At 73.9% G+C, this 19734-nt stretch carries 14 protein-coding genes; 2 read left to right on the top strand and 12 right to left on the bottom strand.

The genetic code is table 11. The features are described from left to right. Position 1 precedes the first annotated feature (1 nt). The 9 genes from AB0946_RS00160 to AB0946_RS00120 all read right to left on the bottom strand — a co-directional run bounded on the left by AB0946_RS00160 (position 2) and on the right by AB0946_RS00120 (position 13482). On the bottom strand, positions 2–1186 hold the full coding sequence (locus AB0946_RS00160) for a MarP family serine protease (RefSeq protein WP_366758373.1): 1185 nt from the start codon (positions 1184–1186) through the stop codon (positions 2–4). A gap of 661 nt (positions 1187–1847) precedes the next feature. Beyond that, a complete protein-coding gene (locus AB0946_RS00155) occupies positions 1848–2366 on the bottom strand; it encodes a DUF4240 domain-containing protein (RefSeq protein WP_366759107.1) in 519 nt (172 codons plus the stop codon). Between the two features lie 102 nt (positions 2367–2468). Then, positions 2469–3452 carry a WYL domain-containing protein gene (locus AB0946_RS00150; protein ID WP_366758372.1) on the bottom strand — a complete coding sequence of 328 codons (984 nt, stop codon included), beginning with the start codon at positions 3450–3452 and terminating at the stop codon, positions 2469–2471. A 61-nt stretch (positions 3453–3513) separates the two neighbouring features. Next, positions 3514–6216 (bottom strand): pyruvate dehydrogenase (acetyl-transferring), homodimeric type, encoded by a 2703-nt coding sequence (gene aceE, locus AB0946_RS00145; protein ID WP_366758371.1) that lies wholly within the window; start codon positions 6214–6216, stop codon positions 3514–3516. Positions 6217–6500: 284 nt separating this feature from the next. Then, positions 6501–7124, bottom strand: a complete 624-nt coding sequence (locus AB0946_RS00140) for a GntR family transcriptional regulator (protein ID WP_366758370.1) — start codon at positions 7122–7124, stop codon at positions 6501–6503. Positions 7125–7298: 174 nt separating this feature from the next. After that, positions 7299–9170, bottom strand: a complete 1872-nt coding sequence (gene sucB / locus AB0946_RS00135) for a 2-oxoglutarate dehydrogenase, E2 component, dihydrolipoamide succinyltransferase (RefSeq protein ID WP_366758369.1) — start codon at positions 9168–9170, stop codon at positions 7299–7301. A 61-nt stretch (positions 9171–9231) separates the two neighbouring features. After that, complete coding sequence (gene lpdA, locus AB0946_RS00130) at positions 9232–10620, bottom strand: dihydrolipoyl dehydrogenase (RefSeq protein WP_366758368.1); 1389 nt, start codon at positions 10618–10620, stop codon at positions 9232–9234. A 279-nt stretch (positions 10621–10899) separates the two neighbouring features. Further along, entirely contained in the window at positions 10900–12453 is a 1554-nt protein-coding gene (locus AB0946_RS00125) for a leucyl aminopeptidase (protein WP_366758367.1), read from the bottom strand. A 207-nt stretch (positions 12454–12660) separates the two neighbouring features. Next, positions 12661–13482: an adenosylcobinamide-GDP ribazoletransferase gene (locus AB0946_RS00120; protein WP_366758365.1), complete on the bottom strand. Its 822-nt coding sequence runs from the start codon at positions 13480–13482 to the stop codon at positions 12661–12663. Between the two features lie 660 nt (positions 13483–14142). Here AB0946_RS00120 and AB0946_RS00115 point away from each other — a divergent pair. Next, positions 14143–14907, top strand: coding sequence for a hypothetical protein (locus AB0946_RS00115; RefSeq protein ID WP_366758364.1), 765 nt, complete (start codon positions 14143–14145; stop codon positions 14905–14907). Here the strand turns inward: AB0946_RS00115 and AB0946_RS00110 are convergent. From AB0946_RS00110 to cobT, 3 genes are all read right to left on the bottom strand, one after another. Continuing rightward, a complete protein-coding gene (locus AB0946_RS00110; protein WP_366759106.1) occupies positions 14847–15581 on the bottom strand; it encodes a hypothetical protein in 735 nt (244 codons plus the stop codon). The genes AB0946_RS00115 and AB0946_RS00110 overlap by 61 nt on opposite strands. A gap of 70 nt (positions 15582–15651) precedes the next feature. Then, positions 15652–17448 carry a phosphatidylglycerol lysyltransferase domain-containing protein gene (locus tag AB0946_RS00105; protein ID WP_366758363.1) on the bottom strand — a complete coding sequence of 599 codons (1797 nt, stop codon included), beginning with the start codon at positions 17446–17448 and terminating at the stop codon, positions 15652–15654. A 64-nt stretch (positions 17449–17512) separates the two neighbouring features. After that, positions 17513–18613 carry a nicotinate-nucleotide--dimethylbenzimidazole phosphoribosyltransferase gene (cobT, locus tag AB0946_RS00100; protein ID WP_366758362.1) on the bottom strand — a complete coding sequence of 367 codons (1101 nt, stop codon included), beginning with the start codon at positions 18611–18613 and terminating at the stop codon, positions 17513–17515. Positions 18614–18747: 134 nt separating this feature from the next. On the opposite strand from cobT, the gene AB0946_RS00095 reads away from it, so the two are divergent. After that, the gene (locus AB0946_RS00095) at positions 18748–19731 is read left to right on the top strand and encodes a class I SAM-dependent methyltransferase (protein WP_366758361.1); all 984 of its coding nucleotides are present in this window, start codon (positions 18748–18750) and stop codon (positions 19729–19731) included. Positions 19732–19734: the final 3 nt, after the last annotated feature.

Genomic DNA, 19734 nt, shown 5'->3' with positions numbered 1-19734 from the left:
CCTACGAACTGACCAGCTCGCCCGTGTCGACCGGCACCGTCGCCGTGGCCGCGCGCCGGGCGTCGCCCGCCACCTCGGCCGCCGTCAGCACGTACCCCGTCTCGGCGTCCGAGGTGGAGCGGGCGAAGACCACTCCGAACACCCGGCCGTCCGTGGTCAGCAGCGGACCGCCGGAGTTGCCCGGCCGGACCGTGGAGCGGATCGCGTAGATCTCCCGGGTGACCGTGCCGTCGTTGTAGATGTTCTGGCCGGTCGCCCGCACCCGGTTCCCGACCGTCGCCGCCTGGAGGTTCAGGCTCCCGTCCTGCGGATAGCCCGCCACCACCGCCGAGTCCCCGCGCAGCGCACCCCCGTCGAACCGCAGCACCGGGGCGCTGAGATCCGGCACGTACAGCACCGCCACGTCCCGGTCCGGGTCGAACAGCACCACCCGGGCCGCGTACGACGGCCCGACCCCGCCGACCCGCACGCTCGGCCGGTCGATGCCGGCCACCACGTGCGCGTTGGTCATCACACGCCGGGGCGCGTACACGAACCCGCTGCCCTCGCGGCCCTCCGTGCCCACGGCGCCCTCGATCTTCACCGTGCTCAGCCGGGCGGCGTTCGTCGCGGCAGGCGTGACGCTGTCACCGGTCGGCCGGGCCACCCGGGCCGTCGACTCGTTCTCGAACGGGTTGAACACCTGCGGAAAGCCCGCCTCGGTCAGCGCGGACGTGGCCCGCGAGAACCACGCGGGCGTGGTCCGCGGCATGGCCTCCTGCACCGCGCCCAGCACCGTCGAGTTCCGTATCGCCGTCGCCAGGGTCTGCGACGGGGCCGCGCTCAGCACACTCGCCGCCACCCAGGCCACGATCAGCACCGCGACCGAGTTCGCCGCCGCGCCCCCTATCCCGTCCGCCACCCGCAGCGGCCCCCGGTCCAGCTCCCCGCGCAGCCGCAGCGCCAGCCGGCCCGCCAGCTCGTGCCCCACCACCGCCGGCATCAGCACCGTCAGCACCGCGAGCACCGTCGCCGTCGCCGTGCCCCGCTCGACCTGGCCCGTCACCCACGGCAGCACCCACACGCCGACGGCCGCGCCGCCCACGAACCCGGCCAGCGAGACACATCCGGCCACCAGTCCACGGCGATAACCGGACACCGCGTAGACGACGATCACCAGTACGAGCACCAGGTCGAGCAGGTCCACCGAGCCGCCTCTCTCTCAGCCTCTTCTACGGACGGGACCGGTCCGCTGATCAGCCACGCGCGGCGGCCGCCGGGCGGCGGAACCGGCCACGTGGGTCTGTACCCGCAGAAACGACCCGGACCTGGACGATGGTTCCACCAGACGGCACAGCGCACATCACGGGCACGCGCGGCGGTCGGGCGCGCGGTCGCACCGGGGCACGACAAGGCCACAGGCGGCACGCAGCCCGCTTCGAGCCGTCCGGCCTACGGTCGTGCACGACAGCATCCGATCGCAGGCGGAAACAGGTGAGGCGCATGAGCAGCGTCCGTGCCGACGGCCGTGGCGCGGCCGTGCGGGAACGGGCCGGCCGGGCCCGCACCGCCCGCGGGTCCTGGGCGGTGGTCTGCGCGGTCGCGACCCTCCTCCTCGGCCCGGCCGCCGCCACCGCGTCCGCCCTCGACCAGGCCGACGCGGCCCCGACACACCACGCGGTCAGGCCCGGCCAGGAACAGGCGTACCTGCCCGAGGACGCCGCCCGCAGGCGCACGGCCCCCTGGGCCCCGCCGGCGGACTCCCGCCGTCCGCCCGCTGCGCGGGCCGGGACCCGGCGCGGCAGTGGGGGAGCGCGCACGGCGTCGCGCCGCACACGGGAGTCCGGCGACAGGGCCTGGCACCGCCCTCACCCCCTGAACCGCTGCCACAGGCGGGGAAACCGCTGCGCGAGCACCCGGTCGTCCTCCAGGTCCAGGGGCGTGCCCTCCGGCTCGGCCGGCGCCGGGGCGATGCCCAGGTCCGGCGCGACGGTGCCGGTCAGCTGCTCGTACGCCTCGTCCGCCGCGTACCCCAGCTCCTCGCCGTCGCCGTCGATCTCCTCGTCGAAGTCGTCCAGCAGCCCGGCCAGCGCGTCCGGCTCGTGCACGGCGCCCTCGAAGACCTCCCGGCCCTGGCCGATCAGCCAGCACCGGAAGAAGTCGAACGCGTCGTCGCTGCACCCGTCCAGCAGCAGCCAGGCGGCGCCCCACAGGTCCCAGCGGTAGGCGCGGTTGTAGCGGGCCTCGAAGTGACGGGCGAAGTCCAGGACGAGATCGGGCTCCAGCTGGAGCAGCCGCTCCACCAGCGCGTCGGCCTGCTCCTCGGGATCGCCGCCGGCGGCCTCGCGGGTGGCGTCGATCAGCTCCCAGAACTCCGTCTCGTCCATCACGCCACCAGCATCGGGCCTCGGCCGATGCGCCGCACGCGGAACACGGGGCGCGCACCACCGGCCCATCCGACGGCACAACACGGCGCACCGCTCGCGCCGTCAGCCGTCCGCGCGGCGGTACAGCGCGGCGAGCCGGGCCGCGTCGGCCGCGCAGCGTTCGCGGAGGGCCGCCGGTGCCAGTACCTCCGCCTCCGGTCCCAGCGCGGTCAGCTGGCCGTGGGCGACCTCCTCCGACTCCACCGGCAGCGTCACCGTCACCCAGCCCTCGGCATCCGGGGCGCCCGCGTCCGCCAGCGCCTCCCGCGCGCCGAGCGGATCGACGGTGTGCGGCAGCCGGCGCACGCCCTCGGGGGACAGCCGCACGACCACCTCCGCGCGCAGCAGCGACCGCGCGAACCGCTCGGCCTGCTCCGCCCAGAAGCCGGGCAGGTCGAACCCGGGATCGCGGTCGAACCGCTCGTCGAGTGCGGCCACCGCGGTGAACCGGTCGATCCGGTACGTCCGGAAGGCGCCGGCCCCGGCGACCCGCGCGCACAGGTACCAGACACCCGCCTTCAGCACGAGCCCGTGAGGCTCGAGCCGCCGCTCGACCGTCCCGTCCCCGCGCCGGTAGCCGGCCTCGACCCGCCGGTCGTCCCACACGGCCTCGGCGATCACGGGCAGCCACGCGGGCGTCCCGGGCTCGCGGAACCAGGCCGGGGCGTCCAGGTGGAACCGCTGCGCGACGCTGTCCGGCGCGTCCCGCAGCGAGGGGAGCAGCGCCGCCGACACCTTCAGCCGGGCCGCCGAGGCCGCGTCCTGAAGCCCCAGCTCGCGGAGCGCCCCCGGCACCCCGCTCAGGAACAGCGCCTCCGCCTCGCTGCGGGCCAGCCCGGTCAGCCGCGTCCGGTACCCGCCGACCAGCCGGTACCCACCGGCCCGGCCCCGGTCGGCGTACACCGGCACCCCCGCCTCCGACAGCGCCTGCGCGTCCCGCGTCACGGTCCGCTCCGACACCTCCAGCTCACGCGCGAGCTCGGCGGCGGTCATGGCGGGCCGGGACTGCAGGAGCAGGACCATCTTGATCAGACGTGCGGCGCGCATGCCCACATCATGCAAGAGGCCCCCGCCGCGGCGGGGGCCTCCTCACATGATGCGCGGTGCTCTACAGCCCGTACTTCTCCCGGGCCTCCTTGACCGCCGTCGCCTTCACCTCGCCGCGCCGGGCGAGCTGGGCCAGCGACGCGACGACGATCGACTGGGCGTCGACGCCGAAGTGGCGGCGGGCGGCGTCACGGGTGTCCGACAGACCGAAGCCGTCGGCGCCCAGCGAGGACCAGTCCTGCTCCACCCACTGTGCGATCTGGTCCGGGACCTGGCGCATGTAGTCGGAGACCGCCAGCACCGGACCCTCGGCGCCCTGGAGCGCCTGGCGGACGTACGGGACCCGCTCCTCGCCCCGCAGCAGCGCCGCGTCGGCCTCCATGGCGTCCCGGCGCAGCTCCGACCAGGAGGTCGCCGACCACACGTCCGCGGCCACGCCCCACTCCTCGGCCAGCAGCTTCTGCGCCTGAAGGGCCCAGTGGATCGCCGTGCCCGAGCCCAGCAGCTGGATGCGCGGGGCGTTGGCGGGCACGGACACACCCGCGGACTCGGCCGTGTTGAAGCGGTACAGGCCCTTGACGATGCCCTCGTCGATGCCGAGGCCCTGCGGCTTGGCCGGCTGGGGCAGCGGCTCGTTGTAGACCGTCAGGTAGTAGAAGACGTTCTGGTCCTCGCCCGGCTTGGCCTCGCCGTACATCCGGCGCAGACCCTCACGGACGATCACCGCGATCTCGTAGGCGAACGCGGGGTCGTACGTCAGCGCGGCCGGGTTGGTCGCGGCGATGACCGGGGAGTGGCCGTCGGCATGCTGCAGGCCCTCGCCGGTGAGGGTCGTGCGGCCGGCCGTCGCGCCGACGAGGAAGCCGCGGCCGAGCTGGTCGCCGAGCTGCCACATCTGGTCGGCGGTGCGCTGCCAGCCGAACATCGAGTAGAAGATGTAGAACGGGATCATCGCCTCGCCGTGCGTCGCGTACGCGGTGGACGCGGCGATGAAGTCGGCCATCGAACCGGCCTCGGTGATCCCCTCGTTGAGGATCTGGCCGTTCGTGGCCTCCTTGTAGTACATCAGCTGGTCGCGGTCGACCGGCTCGTACGTCTGGCCCTTGGGGGAGTAGATGCCCAGGGACGGGAACAGGCTCTCCATGCCGAAGGTGCGCGCCTCGTCGGGGACGATCGGCACCCAGCGCCTGCCCGTCTCCTTGTCCCGGACCAGGTCCTTGATCAGGCGGACGAAGGCCATGGTGGTGGCCACGTTCTGGGAGCCGGAGCCCTTGTCGAAGGAGGCGAACGCCTTCTCGGCGGGGGCCGGCAGCGGGGCCAGCGCGTGCGTGCGGCGGGCCGGGGCCGGGCCGCCGAGGGCCGCGCGGCGCTCCTGGAGGTAGCGGACCTCCGGGGAGTCGGCGCCCGGGTGGCCGTAGGGGACCACGCCGTCGACGAAGTCGCTGTCCTTGATCGGCAGGCCGAGCCGGTCGCGCATCGCCTTGAACTCGTCCACCGAGAGCTTCTTCATCTGGTGGTTGGCGTTCTTCGACGCGAAGCCCTCGCCGAGGGTGTGGCCCTTGACCGTCTGGGCCAGGATCACGGTCGGCGCGCCCTTGTGCTCGACGGCGGCCTTGTACGCGGCGTAGACCTTGCGCGGCTCGTGACCGCCGCGGGAGAAGTGGAAGCAGTCGAGGATCTTGTCGTCGCTCAGCAGCTTCGCCATCTCGGCGAGCGCCGGGTCCTTGCCGAAGAAGTCCTCGCGGATGTAGGCGGCGCCGCGGGTCTGGTACGTCTGGACCTGCGCGTCCGGTACCTCGCGCAGCCGGCGTACCAGCGCACCCGTGGTGTCGAGCTGGAACAGCTCGTCCCAGGCCGAGCCCCACAGCGTCTTGATCACGTTCCAGCCGGCGCCGCGGAACTGGGCCTCCAGCTCCTGCACGATCTTGAAGTTGGCGCGGACCGGGCCGTCGAGGCGCTGCAGGTTGCAGTTGATGACGAAGGTGAGGTTGTCCAGCTCCTCACGCGCCGCCAGGGCGAGGGCGGCCGTCGACTCCGGCTCGTCCATCTCGCCGTCGCCGAGGAAGGCCCAGACGTGGGAGGCGGAGACGTCCTTGATGCCGCGGTTGGTGAGGTAGCGGTTGAAGCGCGCCTGGTAGATGGCGGAGAGCGGGCCGAGGCCCATCGACACCGTCGGGAACTCCCACAGCCAGGGCAGACGGCGCGGGTGCGGGTACGACGGCAGGCCGTTGCCGCCGGCCTCCTGGCGGAAGTTGTCCAGGTGCTGCTCGCCGAGCCGGCCGTCGAGGAAGGCGCGGGCGTAGATGCCGGGGGAGGCGTGGCCCTGGATGTAGAGCTGGTCGCCGGAGCCGTCACCCTCCTTGCCCTTGAAGAAGTGGTTGAAGCCGGTCTCGTACAGCCAGGCCGCGGAGGCGAAGGTGGCGATGTGGCCGCCGACGCCGTGCTTCGCGCCGCGGGTCACCATGGCGGCCGCGTTCCAGCGGTTCCACGCGGTGATCCGGGCCTCCATCTCCGGGTCGCCGGGCAGCGCCGGCTCCGCGGAGGTGGGGATGGTGTTGACGTAGTCCGTCTCGAGGAGCTTCGGCAGCGCGATGCCGCCCGCCTCGGCGCGCTCCAGCGTGCGGCGCATCAGGTACGCGGCGCGGTGCGGCCCGGCCTCCCTGGCGACGGCGTCGAGGGAGGCCTGCCACTCGGCGGTCTCCTCGGGGTCGCGGTCCGGGAGCTGGTCGAGCGCGCTCGGCTGGATGGCGTTGGGGTCGGTCATGTCGCCGCCTTCCTCAGTCGAAGGGGTTCCCTCATCGGTAAGGGTTCGGGGGTGCCCTTGGTCTTTGGCAGGACAGGGCAGGCGGACCTCGAAGGCGGCGTCGTTGTGCGACTCCGTCGCGCGTCCGTCGGTGACTGTAACTCCCTGATCGATGATCGATCAAAGGGTTGAGGGCCAAAACCTCTCGATTTGGAGAAAGTCGGCACGCGGTGCCTTCGGTCATGGCACCCGGTGACGCCGATATGCCTCGTTTTCGCAGGTGAGCGTGGGGATGCTCGACTGGGTCAGGCGCGCGGGGCGCACCCCAGCACATGGGCCTTCACCAGCTCGGCGATCCGGGGGTCGCGGCGCTTGAACGCCTGGACCAGCTCCTCGTGCTCCTCCGCGTACGACTGCTGGACCGTGCCCAGCCAGCGGATCGACAGCGCCGTGAACACCTCGATGCCGAGGCCCTCCCAGGTGTGCAGCAGCACCGAGTTGCGGGCCGCGCGGACCAGCTCCCGGTGGAAGCCCACCGTGTGCCGCACCTGAGCCGTGCCGTCCGCCTCCCGGTCGGCCTCGTACAGCGCCAGGACGTGCGGCTCCAGCGCCGAGCAGTCCTGCGCGAGGCGGTCGGCCGCCAGCTCCGCCGCGATGGCCTCCAGACCGGCCCGGACCGGGTAGCTCTCCTCCAGGTCCGCCGCCGTCAGGTTCCGCACCCGGACGCCCTTGTTGGGGGCCGACTCGATCAGGCGCAGGGACTCCAGCTCGCGCAGGGCCTCACGGACCGGGGTCTGGCTGACCTCCAGCTCGGTGGCGATCCGGCGCTCCACGATGCGCTCGCCCGGCTGCCAGCGCCCGCTGACGATCCCCTCCACGATGTGCTCGCGGATCTGCTCGCGCAGCGAGTGGACGACGGGCGCGGTCATGAGGGCTCCTTAGGGAGGGCTGACGTTTAGACAATACGGCCGGTCCGCTCCGCGGGCAGGGCGCGTAGGGGTGCTTTGGCGCAGGTGAGACGAGGCTTACACGCTCCGTGTGCCGGCAAACACGAACACCCCGCCCGGACAGGCTCCGGACGGGGTGTTCGGGGAGGACAAGCCTTACAGGCCGAGCTCGACCTCGAACTCGCCCGCCTCCAGGATCGCCTTGACCGCCGTCAGGTAACGGGCCGCGTCGGCGCCGTCGACCAGGCGGTGGTCGTAGGAGAGGGTCAGGTACGTCATGTCGCGGACGCCGATGACCGTGCCCTCCTCGGTCTCGATGACGGCCGGACGCTTGACCGTGGCACCGATGCCGAGGATCGCGACCTGGCCCGGCGGCACGATGATCGTGTCGAACAGCGCGCCGCGCGAACCGGTGTTGGAGATGGTGAAGGTCGCGCCGGACAGCTCGTCCGGGGTGATCTTGCTGGCCCGGACCTTGCCCGCCAGCTCCGCCGTGGCCTTGGCGATGCCCGCGATGTTGAGGTCGCCGGCGTTCTTGATGACCGGGGTCATCAGGCCCTTCTCGGAGTCCACCGCGATACCGATGTTCTCGGTGTCGAAGTAGGTGATGGTCCCCTCGGCCTCGTTGATCCTGGCGTTGATGACCGGGTGGGCCTTCAGCGCCTGCGCGGCGGCCTTGACGAAGAACGGCATCGGGGAGAGCTTGACGCCCTCGCGGGCCGCGAAGGAGTCCTTCGCCTTGGCGCGCAGCTTCATCAGGCGGGTGACGTCGACCTCGACGACCGACGACAGCTGGGCCTGCTCGTGCAGCGCCTTGACCATGTTGTCGCCGATGACCTTGCGGATGCGCGGCATCTTGACGGTCTGGCCACGGAGGGGGGAGACCTCCAGCGCCGGGGCCGCCTTCCTGGCGGCCGGGGCGGCGGCAGCGGCCGGAGCCGGAGCGGCGGCGGCGGCCTTCGCGGCCTCGGCGGCGGCGATGACGTCCTGCTTGCGGATACGGCCGCCGACGCCGGTGCCCTTGACGGTGGCCAGGTCGACGCCGTTCTCGGCGGCGAGCTTGCGCACCAGCGGGGTGACGTACGCGCCCTCGTCCGTCGCCTGGGTGGCGGTCGGGGAGGTCGGCGCGGTCGCCGGGGTGACCGGAGCCGGGGCGGGCGCCGGCGCGGGGGCCGGAGCGGCTGCGGCGGGCGCCGGGGCCGGGGCGGCGGGAGCCGGAGCCGGAGCGGCAGCCGGGGCCGGAGCGGCGGGCGCGGGCGCCGGGGCGGCAGCCGGAGCCGGGGCGGCGGGCGCCGGGGCCGGAGCGGCAGCCGGAGCCGGGGCAGCGGCGGCGGGCGCCGGGGCAGCGGGCGCGGGAGCGGCGGCCGGGGCGGCACCCGGCGCGCCGATGACGGCGAGCTTGGCGCCGACCTCGGCGGTCTCGTCCTCGCCCACCACGATCTCCAGCAGCACACCGGAGGCGGGCGCCGGGATCTCGGTGTCGACCTTGTCCGTGGAGACCTCGAGCAGCGGCTCGTCGGCCTCGACGCTGTCGCCGACCGACTTCAGCCAGCGGGTGACGGTGCCCTCGGTGACGGACTCACCGAGCGCGGGCAGCACCACGTCGGTGCCCTCCGCGCCACCGGCAGGGGCGGCAGGGGCGGCCGGGGCGGCCTCGGCGGCGGGGGCCGGAGCCGGCGCGGCGGGGGCCTCGGCGGCCGGGGCGGGGGCGGGCTCGGCGGCCGGGGCCGGGGCCTCGGCGGCGGGGGCCTCGGCGGCGGCGGGGGCCGGGGCGGCGGCCGGGGCGCCCGTGCCGTCGTCGATCAGGGCCAGCTCGGCGCCGACCTCGACCGTCTCGTCCTCGGCGACCTTGATGGAGGCCAGCACGCCGGAGGCGGGGGCCGGGATCTCGGTGTCGACCTTGTCGGTCGAGACCTCGAGCAGCGGCTCGTCGGCCTCGACGCGTTCGCCCTCGGCCTTCAGCCAGCGGGTGACAGTGCCCTCGGTGACGCTCTCACCGAGCGCCGGAAGGGTTACGGAAACCGCCATGGTTTCGGTTGCTCCTAACGAATTGCGGAAGTCTGTGTCGTCGCGCCCGTTGACCGAAGGCTCAGTCGTGGGAGTGCAGCGGCTTGCCGGCCAGGGCCAGGTGGGCCTCGCCGAGCGCCTCGTTCTGCGTGGGGTGGGCGTGGATGAGCTGGGCGACCTCGGCCGGCAGCGCCTCCCAGTTGTAGATCAGCTGGGCCTCGCCGACCTGCTCGCCCATGCGGTCGCCGACCATGTGGACGCCGACGACGGCACCGTCCTTGACCTGGACGAGCTTGATCTCGCCCGCGGTCTTCAGGATCTTGCTCTTTCCGTTGCCCGCCAGGTTGTACTTCAGAGCGACGACCTTGTCCGCGCCGTAGATCTCCTTGGCCTTGGCCTCGGTGATACCGACGGACGCGACCTCCGGCTGGCAGTACGTCACCCGGGGAACACCGTCGTAGTCGACCGGGACGACCTTCAGACCGGCCAGACGCTCCGCCACCAGGATGCCCTCGGCGAAGCCGACGTGCGCGAGCTGGAGCGTCGGGACGAGGTCACCGACGGCGGAGATGGTCGGGACGTTGGTGCGCATGTACTCGTCGACGAGGACGTAGCCGCGGTCCATGGCGACCCCGGCCTCCTCGTAGCCCAGGCCCTGCGAGACCGGGCCGCGGCCGACGGCCACCAGCAGGACCTCGGCCTCGAACTCCTTGCCGTCGGCCAGGGTGACCTTCACGCCGTCCTGGGTGTACTCGGCCTTCTGGAAGAAGGTGCCCAGGTTGAACTTGATGCCGCGCTTGCGGAACGCGCGCTCGAGGAGCTTCGAGCTGTTCTCGTCCTCGACCGGGACGAGGTGCTTCAGGCCTTCGATGATGGTGACGTCCGAGCCGAAGGACTTCCACGCCGAGGCGAACTCGACGCCGATGACACCGCCGCCCAGGATGATCGCGGACTTCGGCACGCGGTCCAGGACGAGGGCGTGGTCGGAGGAGATGATGCGGTCGCCGTCGATTTCCAGGCCCGGCAGCGACTTCGGCACGGAGCCGGTCGCCAGCAGGACGTGGCGGCCCTGGATCCGCTGGCCGTTGACGTCCACGGAGGTGGGGGAGGACAGCCGGCCCTCGCCCTCGATGTACGTCACCTTCCGGGACGCGATGAGCCCCTGCAGACCCTTGTACAGGCCCGAGATCACGTCGTCCTTGTACTTGTGGACGGCCGGGACGTCGATGCCCTCGAAGGTGGCCTTCACGCCGAACTGCTCGCTCTCGCGGGCCTGGTCGGCGATCTCGCCCGCGTGCAGCAGGGCCTTGGTGGGGATGCAACCCCGGTGCAGGCAGGTGCCGCCGACCTTGTCCTTCTCGATCAGGGCGACGTCCAGGCCCAGCTGCGCCCCGCGCAGGGCCGCGGCGTAACCACCGCTACCACCGCCGAGGATCACTAGGTCGAAAACGGTGCTGGCGTCGTTCGCCACGTCACGTCCTCCATGCATGTGCGCCTTGCGCCGGTCGTCACTGACCGGCGGGCGGCTGGTGTCCGGCCGCTTGATGCTTCGGCCCTTCGGTGGGGCCCTGTCCTGCCGGGCTCCATCTTCGCACTTGTCGGAGGCGATCGAGACGCCGGGCCGGTGTGTGAGACGTCCCACGTTCCCCGGCGGACGCGGGTGCGCGGGCGGGGGCGCGGGGAACTGCGCGAACAGTCCCCACGCCCCCGCGGACGCCGTGCTGCGGACCGGACCGGGCCGTCAGGCGGCTCAGCCCAGGTCACCCGCGGCGGTCAGCTCCGCGAGACGGACCAGCGTACGCACCGCCGTGCCCGTACCACCCTTCGGTGTGTACCCGAAGGGGCCGCCCTCGTTGAACGCCGGCCCGGCGATGTCGAGGTGCGCCCACGAGATCCCCTCGCCGACGAACTCGCGCAGGAAGAGCCCGGCGACGAGGCCGCCGCCCATCCGCTCGCCCATGTTCGCGATGTCGGCCACGGACGACTCCATGCCCTTGCGCAGGTGCTCCGGCAGCGGCATCGGCCAGGCCGGCTCGCCGACCTCCTCCGCCGCCTCGTGCACCGCGGAGCGGAACGCGTCGTCGTTGGCCATCACACCGAAGGTCCGGCTGCCCAGCGCCAGCATCATCGCGCCGGTCAGCGTGGCCACGTCCACGATCGCGTCCGGGTTCTCCTGCGAGGCCGCCCACAGCGCGTCGCCGAGCACCAGCCGGCCCTCGGCGTCGGTGTTGAGCACCTCGACCGTCTTGCCGCTGTACATGCGCAGCACGTCACCCGGGCGCACGGCGGAGCCGGACGGCATGTTCTCGGCCAGCGCAAGCCAGCCGGTGACGTTGACCCGCAGGTCGAGGCGCGCGGCGGCGACGACCGCGGCGAACACGGCGGCGGCACCGCTCATGTCGCACTTCATCGTCTCGTTGTGCCCGGCCGGCTTCAGCGAGATGCCGCCCGAGTCGTAGGTGATGCCCTTGCCGACGAAGGCCAGGTGCTTCTCCGCCTCCGGGTGCGTGTACGACAGCTTCACCAGGCGGGGAGCGGCCGCGGAGCCGCCGCCGACGCCGAGGATGCCGCCGTAGCCGCCCTTGACCAGGGCCTTCTCGTCGAGCACCTGCACCTTGATGCCGTGCTCCTTGGCCGCGGCCTGCGCGATGCCGGCGAAGGCGGCCGGGGTGAGGTCGTTCGGCGGGGTGTTGATCAGGTCGCGGGCGCGGTTCAGCTCCTCGCAGACCGCGACCGCGCGGGCGACCGCGCCCTTGTGGGCGGCGTCGCGCGGCTTGCCGCCGAGCAGCGCGGCCTCGGCCAGCGGCGCCTTGCCGTTCTTGGCCTTGCCGTTGCCGCCGTTTTGGCCGTTGCCCTTGTAGGCGTCGAAGGAGTACGCGCCGAGCAGGACGCCCTCACCGATCGCGCCGATCGCGCCGGGGCTGTCCACGGGCAGCGCGAACACGGCCTTCTTCGACCCGGCGAGCGCGCGGGCGGCCACACCGGCGGCCTTGCGCAGCGCCTCGGCGTCGTAGCCGGCGCCGCCCTCCTCGCCGTCCTTGCCGTCGGGCTGCGCGCCCAGGCCCACCGCCACCACGAGCGGGGCCTTGAAGCCGGCCGGCGCGGGCAGCTTCGTCAACTCGCCCTCGGCACCCGAGGCGCCGAGGGTCTCCAGGACGCCGGCCAGCTTGCCGTCGTACGCCATGTCCACGGCCTCGGCGCCCGGCGCGACGACGGGCCCCTGGGCGCCCTTGGCGACACCGATCACGATCGCGTCGGCCCGCAGGCCGGGCGCCGCGGCGGTGCTGAGAGTCAGAGCAGTCACGGTGGTGAAATCTCGCTTCCGATGTGAAGTTCGCTGTGGCCGATATGGGGTGGGTCGACCGGGCCCGAGAGCCGACCCTAGGCCCAGGACCGGGCACTGGTGGCAACCGGGGCCTTCACCCTGTCGGCGAACACCCGTGATGAGACTACGCCCGTCGCCGACGTGCCCCGAAGGGGCGCGGGACGTACGGCCCCGGGCCGCACGGCGCTAACGGCCCAGCGCCAGCACCACGAGCGCGGTGACCGCGGCCGTCTCCGCGACCGCGCCGAACACGTCACCGGTGACCCCGCCGAACCTGCGGACGCACCTGCGCAGCAGCAGGTCGGCGACGGCGACGGCGGCGGCCACCGCGAGGGCGGTGCGCGCGCCGTCGTACCCGCCGAGGCCGGCGCCCGCCGCGCCGGCCGCCGCCACGACGGCGAGCGCCACGGCCAGTGCGGTGCCCTTCGGGACCACCCCGGCCACCGCCGCCCCCAGCCCCTCCGGGCGGGCCGCCGGCACCCCGGCGCGGGCGGCCAGGGTGAGCGCCAGGCGGGCCGCGACCGCCGACACCACGGCCGCCAGGGCACCCCGGGCCCAGGAGCCGCCGTAGAGCTGCGCCAGTACGGCGACCTGGGCGAGCAGCACCAGGACGAGGGTGAGCACGCCGAACGGTCCGATGTCCGACTGCTTCATGATCCGCAGGGCGTCCTCGGCGGGTCTGCCGCTGCCCAGCCCGTCGGCGGTGTCGGCGAGCCCGTCGAGATGCAGCCCGCGGGTCAGCGCGGCCGGTACGGCGACCGAGGCGACGGCGGCGAGCAGCGGGCCGGCGCCGAGGAGGAGCAGCAGCAGGCCGAGGCCGGCCGCGCACCCGCCGACGACCAGCCCGGCCGCCGGCGCGCACACCATGCCCCCGCGCGCGGCCCCCCGGTCCCAGCGGTGCACCCGCACGGGCAGCACGGTGAGCGTGCCGAAGGCGAACCGGAGTCCGTCCAGGAGGGAGGACGAGGAAGCCGGGGAGGAAGCTGAGGAGGAGGACGACGAGAGCACCGGCGCAGGCTACCCGCCGCCCGCCCCGACCGGCCCCCGGGGCGCGTGCGGAGTCCCGACCCCGCGGGTCCCACACGGCCACCAGCGGCCCGCGTCCCACCCCGGCCGGCAACCGCCGGGCTGCCACCGCAGCCACCCGCCGCGTCCCGGGCCCTGGCCCGGCCGGCCACGGAGTTCTGCCCGTCGGCCGTCCTCCGGGGCTGCGTGCGGAGTTCGCACCGTGTGGGTCCCACACGGCCACCCGCGGCTTCGGCCCGACCCCGGCCACCCGCCGCTTCCCGGACCCTGGCCCGGCCCGGCCTCGTGCGTCCTGTCCGCCGACCCTCCTTCGGGGCTCCGTTCCGCGTCCGGATCTGCCGGGCCTCACCCCGACCACCAGCGGCCTTCCGGGGCCACCCCGGCCGCCGCTCCGCGAGTGCCGTCCAACGGCCGGCCCCGACCCTGGCCAGCGGCAACCCCCGCTGTCCGTCCTGTCCTTGGCCACCGGCCTGGTTCAAGGGCCCCCCGCTCGGTGGCTGTGCCGCGCGACCCACCCGGCCATCAGCCCAGGCCCCGCGCGCCTCCCTTCCCCCGACCCACGCGGGGCTGCGTCTCCCGCCCCCGACCCCCGGAGGGACTGCGCGTCCCTCCCCCCGACCCCCGGAGGGATAAAGTGCGCACATGGGGCGCTGGTGGGTGCGGAACATCGTCGAGCCGGGGAAGCTTCCGTTGCTGCTGGCCCTCGCCGCCTTCGTGCTGACCTTCGTCGTGACCCGGGTCATCACCCGGCTGATCCGGGCGGGCCGGGGACCGTTCGGCAACGTCAGGGCCGGCGGGCTGCACATCCACCACGTCGTTCCCGGCGTCGTCCTCACCGTCGTCGGCGGCTTCGGCGCGGTGGCCAGCGACCGCCACGGCGTCGGCGGGACCGTCTCGGCCGTGCTGTTCGGCATGGGCGCGGGTCTGGTCCTGGACGAGTTCGCTCTGATCCTCCATCTGGACGACGTCTACTGGACCGAGGAGGGCCGCAAGAGCGTCGAGGCCGTCGTGCTCACCGCCGCCCTGGTCGGCCTGCTGCTCGCCGGCTTCGTCCCGTTCGGCGTCAACGACCTCTCCCAGCAGGAGCTGGCCGACCGCGGCACGGTCGTCTCCAACGTCGTCGCGAACTTCCTCTTCTCCCTTGTCGCCCTGCACAAGGGCAAGGCCCGCACCGCGCTGTTCGGGGTGATCGTGCCGCTGGTCGCGCTCGTCGGCGCGGTCCGGCTCGCCCGCCCGGGCTCCCCGTGGGCCCGCCGCTTCTACGGCCGCCGCCCCCGCGCCCGCGCCAGGGCCGCCCTGCGCGCCTACCGGCACGACCGCCGCTGGGCGCGGCCGAGCCGTGCCGTTCAGGACTGGATCGGCGGCAAGCCCGACCCCCGCCCGGCGCGCCTGCCCGGCCACCGCTGACCGCGGGCGCGGCCGGCCGGGGCCGTGCGGCGCTGCCGTGCCGCCGCCAGCAGGCACAGCAGGCCCACCGCCATCAGCGCGGCCAGGTGCTCCTTGCCGGCCAGGTTCTCCTTGAGCAGCACCTCGACGACCATCGCCAGCGTCACCGCGCCCGCCGTCACATAGGCGCCGTACCGCCAGCAGACGAACACCGCGAGCCCCACGACGGCCGCCGAGGGCCCGGTGTCCACCACCTGCCCGTCGGTCCACGGCAGCCCGAACGGGGCGTGCGCGCCCAGGGTGATGCCGAGGCGCGCGTACAGGGTTCCGGCGAGCGTGGCGACGTAGGCGATGGTCAGCGTCCGCTTCCAGCCCAGGCACAGCTCGGCGATCCCGAAGACCAGCAGGATCTGCGCCAGTGCTCCCCACACCGGCAGGTCCAGCGCGGGCACGAACAGCGACAGGGGAGTGCGCAGCAGGCCGAGCCACAGCGGGTCGTCGGCCCGTACGGCACCCAGGTCCTGCACCAGCCGGTAGCCCCACGGCTGGTTCTGCACGTACTGCAGCAGCGCCGTCAGACCCACCGCCGCGACCGTCAGCGGGGCCGCCGCCGGGCCCCGGCGCCGCAGCGGCCCGCGCACGGCGGCGTACAGCGGCCCCCACTCGGCACGGGCCCAGCCGGCCGGCGCCCTCATCGGACGCCCCTCCTCGAACGTTCCCCCGCCGAGCGTCGTGGCCATCGAGTGTTCCCCCGTCGTACGTGTCTCATCGGTGCGTTCCCAAGTGCCTGCGGTGCAGCCACTTGGGAAGGCCCGGCGCCTCCAGGAACCCCTCCGCGCGCGCCGACGCGAGGCCGATGCGCGGCAGGTCCGCGCTCTTCTCGAAGAGCAGGAACCGCGGCTCCCAGATGGGCCGGTACTTGGCGTTGGCGCGGTACAGCGACTCGATCTGCCACCAGCGCGAGAAGAAACTGAGCAGCGACCGCCACAGCCTCAGCACCGGCCCGGCGCCGAGGCGCGCGCCACGTTCGAAGACCGATCTGAACATCGCGAAGTTGAGCGAGACCTGCGTGATCCCGATCTCCTCGGCCCGTCGCAACAGCTCGATGACCATGAACTCCATCAGCCCGTTGTCGGAGTCCCGGTCCCGCCGCATCAGGTCCAGGGACAGCCCGTGCGGCCCCCACGGCACGAAGGAGAGCAGCGCCCGCAGCCGTCCCTCGGCGTCCGTGCACTCCAGCATCACGCACCGGCCGTCCCCGGGGTCCCCGAGCCGGCCCAGCGCCATGCTGAAGCCGCGTTCGGTGGCACCGTCGCGCCAGTCGTCGGCACGCTCCACCAGATGCGCCATCTCGTGGACCGGGATGTCCTCGTGCCGGCGGATCCGCACCCGGTACCCGGCCCGCCTCACCCGGTTGTACGCCTGCCGGACGGTGCGCATCGCCCGGCCCTCCAGCGTGAACTCGGCGACCTCCACGACCGCCTCGTCCCCGAGTTCCAGCGCGTCCAGGCCGTGCCGGCAGTAGACCGTCCCGGCCTCCTCGCCCGCCCCCATGACCGCCGGGATCCAGCCGTGCGCCCGCGCCTGGGCGAGCCACGGGGCGATCGCCCCCGGCCATGCCTCGGGGTCCCCGATCGGGTCCCCGGACGCGAGACTCACCCCGCCGACCACCCGGTAGGCGACGGCGGCCTTCCCGGTCGGCGACCACACCACGCTCTTCTCCCGGCGCAGCGCGAAGTAGCCGAGCGAGTCGCGGTCGCCGTGCCGCTCGAGCAGCTCGCGCAGCCGCTTCTCGTCCTCCTCGGTGAGCGGGTCGACGGCCCGCCGGGACCGGAAGGCGGCGTAGAACACGGCGAGCACCAGGGCCGTGCTGAGCACGTTGATCGCCACGTTGGCCCAGTTGGGCGGGTCGATCCCGGGGAAGTGGGACTCCTCGGCAGCCACGGACACCAGCCGCAGGGTGCCGTAGTGCCAGCGTTCCGGGAACGAGGACCGGGCCGCGTCCGGAGCCTGGTTGGTGACCGTCACCAGCAGCCCGGCCAGGAGGCTCGCCACCAGCCCGCCGCCGACGGCCACCGTGGCCGCGAGCCGGGGGTTGGACCGGTCGCCCTTGGCGTAGAACTCCCGGCGGCCGGCGAGCAGCGCGCCGACGAAGGCGGCGGTCAGGGCGAGGGACACCCAGTTCTGCGGGTACCGACGGATCTCCGGGAACGCCATGGCGAACGCGAACAGCGCCAGGAACAGCCCGCTCATCACCAGGTTGAGGATCCACGCGGCCCGCTTGCGGCGCCGCATGGTGATCGCGAGGAAGGCGGTGAACACACCGGAGGCGAAGCCGGCCGTCAGCAGGTACGGCGTGAAGAAGTCATCCTGGTTGTGCCGGCGCACGTCCTGGCCGAGCGAGACCCACACCGCGCTGAGGAAGTTGATGAAGGCGACGGTCCGCAGGTACCAGACGGCGAACGCGGCGGCCCGCCGGGAGGCCCCGGTGGACCGCCGCGCCCGCCCGCCCGTCCGCGCCGCCTCGGGTCGCTGCTCACCGGCAATCCGGACATCTCCCATGTCCAGGATCATATGGGCGCGGCTCCGGCGAACCGCACTTTTCAGCCCGTCGGCGGCATCGGCCTCACATGTCCTTCTCCTCCGCCGGCTCCTTCTCCGCTTCCGGCTCCTCCTCGGCCTCCGGCCGCTCCGGGAGCTCCGCCGCCAGCGCGGCGGCGGACCGCACCAGCGGCAGCGCCAGCAGCGCGCCGACGCCCTCGCCGACCCGCACCCCCTGCTCCAGCAGCGGTTCCAGGGCCATCCGGTCCAGCGCCTTCGCCTGCCCCGGCTCCCCGCTGTCGTGCCCGGCCAGCCACCAGTCCGGCGCCCGGAACGCGACCCGCTGCGCGACCAGGGCGCACGCGGCGGCCACGACCCCGTCGAGGATCACCGGCAGCTTCCGCACCGCGCACTGCAGCAGGAACCCGGTCATCGCCGCCAGGTCCGCCCCGCCCACGGCCGCCAGCAGCTGCATCTGGTCCCCGAGCACCGGCCGGGCCCGCCGCAGCGCGTCCCGGACCGCCGCGCACTTGCGCATCCACGCCAGGTCGTCGATCGCCTCGCCGCCCCGCCCGGTCACCACGGAGGCGTCGGTCCCGCACAGCGCCGCGACCAGCACCGCCGCCGCCGTGGTCCCGCCCACGCTGACATCGCCGAGCACCACCAGATCGGTCCCCGAGTCGGCCTCCTCGTCGGCGACCGCGACCCCCGCCCGCAGTGCCGCCTCGGCCTCCTCCGGGGTGAGCGCGTCCTCGACGTCGATACGGCCGCTGCCCCGCCGCACCCGGTGCCGCACCACGTCCGCGGGGAAGGCGGCCGGGTCGCAGTCCAGGGCCATGTCCACCACCCGTACGGGCACCTCCAGGCGGCGCGCGAGCACGGCCACCGGGCTCGCGCCCTCCAGCACCGCCCGCACCAGCTGCTCCGCGCCGCCCGCGGGCCGCGCCGACACGCCCAGCTCCGCGACGCCGTGGTCGCCGGCGAACAGCACCACCCGGGGCCGCTCGACCGGCCGGACCGGCACGGTGCCGCGCGCGGCGGCCAGCCACTCGCCCAGCTCGTCCAGGCGGCCCAGCGCTCCCGCCGGCACGATCTGACGCTCCCGCCGGGCCTCGGCGTCACGGCGTACGCCCCCGTCCGGGCGCTCGATCAGATCGGTGAAGTCGTCCAGATTAAGGCTGCTCATTCGCCGAACAGTACCGCCAGCGGGCGAACGCGCCCGCGCCACATCGCCACCACACCCCTACGACGTCTTTGCACCCCGGAGCGTGATCCCATACGTTCCGCTTTGCCGCGGAATGTCGCACAGGGAGCACGCCCATGCCGACCTCGCCCCTCACCCCGCAGATCACCACCCCCCACGACCCCTTCCAGGAGCCCCGCCGCGAGGACTGCCCCTGGTGCGGCTCCCCCCGCCTGCGCACCCGGCTGCGCGCGCCCGACCCGCTGCGGCACCGGTCGGGCAGGTTCGTCCTCGACGCGTGCCGGGACTGCGGCCACGCCTTCCAGAACCCCCGGCTCAGCGCGGAGGGGCTCGCCTTCTTCCACCGCGACTTCTACGAAAGACACCTGGAGGAGTTCGCCGCGCGGGTCCGCCCCGCCCGGGCGGTGCACCGCCGGCACCGCACCACCGCCTGGCGGCTGTCCGAGCTGCGGGAACCGGAGAGCTGGCTGGACGTCGGCACCGGCCACGCCCGGTTCCCCGAGGCGGCGAAGGAGTTCTTCCCCTACACCAGCTTCGACGGGCTGGACCCGACGGCCCGGGTGGAGCAGGCGCTGCTGGAGGGGCGCGTGGAGGAGGCGCACCGCGGCTACCTCACGACCCCCGGCATGGCGGCGCGCCTGCGCGCCCGCTACGACGTCGTCAGCATGTTCCACCATCTGCAGCACGCCCCCGACCCACGGGCCGAACTGCGCGCCGCGCTCACCGTGTTGCGGCGCGGCGGCCACCTGGTCGTCGAAGTCCCGGACCCGCGCTGCCTGTTCGCCACGCTGCTGGGCCGGTGGTGGCTGCCGTACGGCCAGCCGCGCCATCTGCACCTGGTGCCGCTCGCCAACCTCCGCGCGGAACTGCGCTCCCTGGGCTGCACGGTCCTGGTCGCGGACCGTACGACCCCGCACGTGCCGTACGACCTCTCGGCGGCCGTCGCCCTCGCCGTGGCCCAGGCCCACCCGGTCGTCCAACTGGCGGCGATCCCCGTCCAGTCCCTGGCCTCGGCCCTGGACCACGGAGGCGCTCCGCTGTTCCGCCGCACGCGGTTCTCCAACGCGTACCGGGTGGTGGCGCGGAAGGACGCGGGATGACCG

It is taken from the genome of Streptomyces sp. NPDC046870 (assembly GCF_040704595.1).
Classification (GTDB): Bacteria; Actinomycetota; Actinomycetes; order Streptomycetales; family Streptomycetaceae; genus Streptomyces; species Streptomyces argyrophylli.
The sequence above is the reverse complement of the archived record's forward strand: the minus strand, read 5'-3'. Positions and strand labels throughout refer to the sequence as shown.

What these genes read in the sequence shown, in the direction of transcription:
- AB0946_RS00105 (WP_366758363.1), bottom strand. Translation starts at nt 17,448, where the DNA reads ATGGGAGATGTCCGGATTGCCGGTGAGCAGCGACCCGAGGCGGCGCGG.
- AB0946_RS00095 (WP_366758361.1), top strand. Translation starts at nt 18,748, where the DNA reads ATGCCGACCTCGCCCCTCACCCCGCAGATCACCACCCCCCACGACCCC.
- aceE (WP_366758371.1), bottom strand. Translation starts at nt 6,216, where the DNA reads ATGACCGACCCCAACGCCATCCAGCCGAGCGCGCTCGACCAGCTCCCG.
- AB0946_RS00110 (WP_366759106.1), bottom strand. Translation starts at nt 15,581, where the DNA reads ATGAGGGCGCCGGCCGGCTGGGCCCGTGCCGAGTGGGGGCCGCTGTAC.
- AB0946_RS00155 (WP_366759107.1), bottom strand. Translation starts at nt 2,366, where the DNA reads ATGGACGAGACGGAGTTCTGGGAGCTGATCGACGCCACCCGCGAGGCC.
- sucB (WP_366758369.1), bottom strand. Translation starts at nt 9,170, where the DNA reads ATGGCGGTTTCCGTAACCCTTCCGGCGCTCGGTGAGAGCGTCACCGAG.
- cobT (WP_366758362.1), bottom strand. Translation starts at nt 18,613, where the DNA reads ATGAGCAGCCTTAATCTGGACGACTTCACCGATCTGATCGAGCGCCCG.
- AB0946_RS00140 (WP_366758370.1), bottom strand. Translation starts at nt 7,124, where the DNA reads ATGACCGCGCCCGTCGTCCACTCGCTGCGCGAGCAGATCCGCGAGCAC.
- AB0946_RS00115 (WP_366758364.1), top strand. Translation starts at nt 14,143, where the DNA reads ATGGGGCGCTGGTGGGTGCGGAACATCGTCGAGCCGGGGAAGCTTCCG.
- AB0946_RS00150 (WP_366758372.1), bottom strand. Translation starts at nt 3,452, where the DNA reads ATGCGCGCCGCACGTCTGATCAAGATGGTCCTGCTCCTGCAGTCCCGG.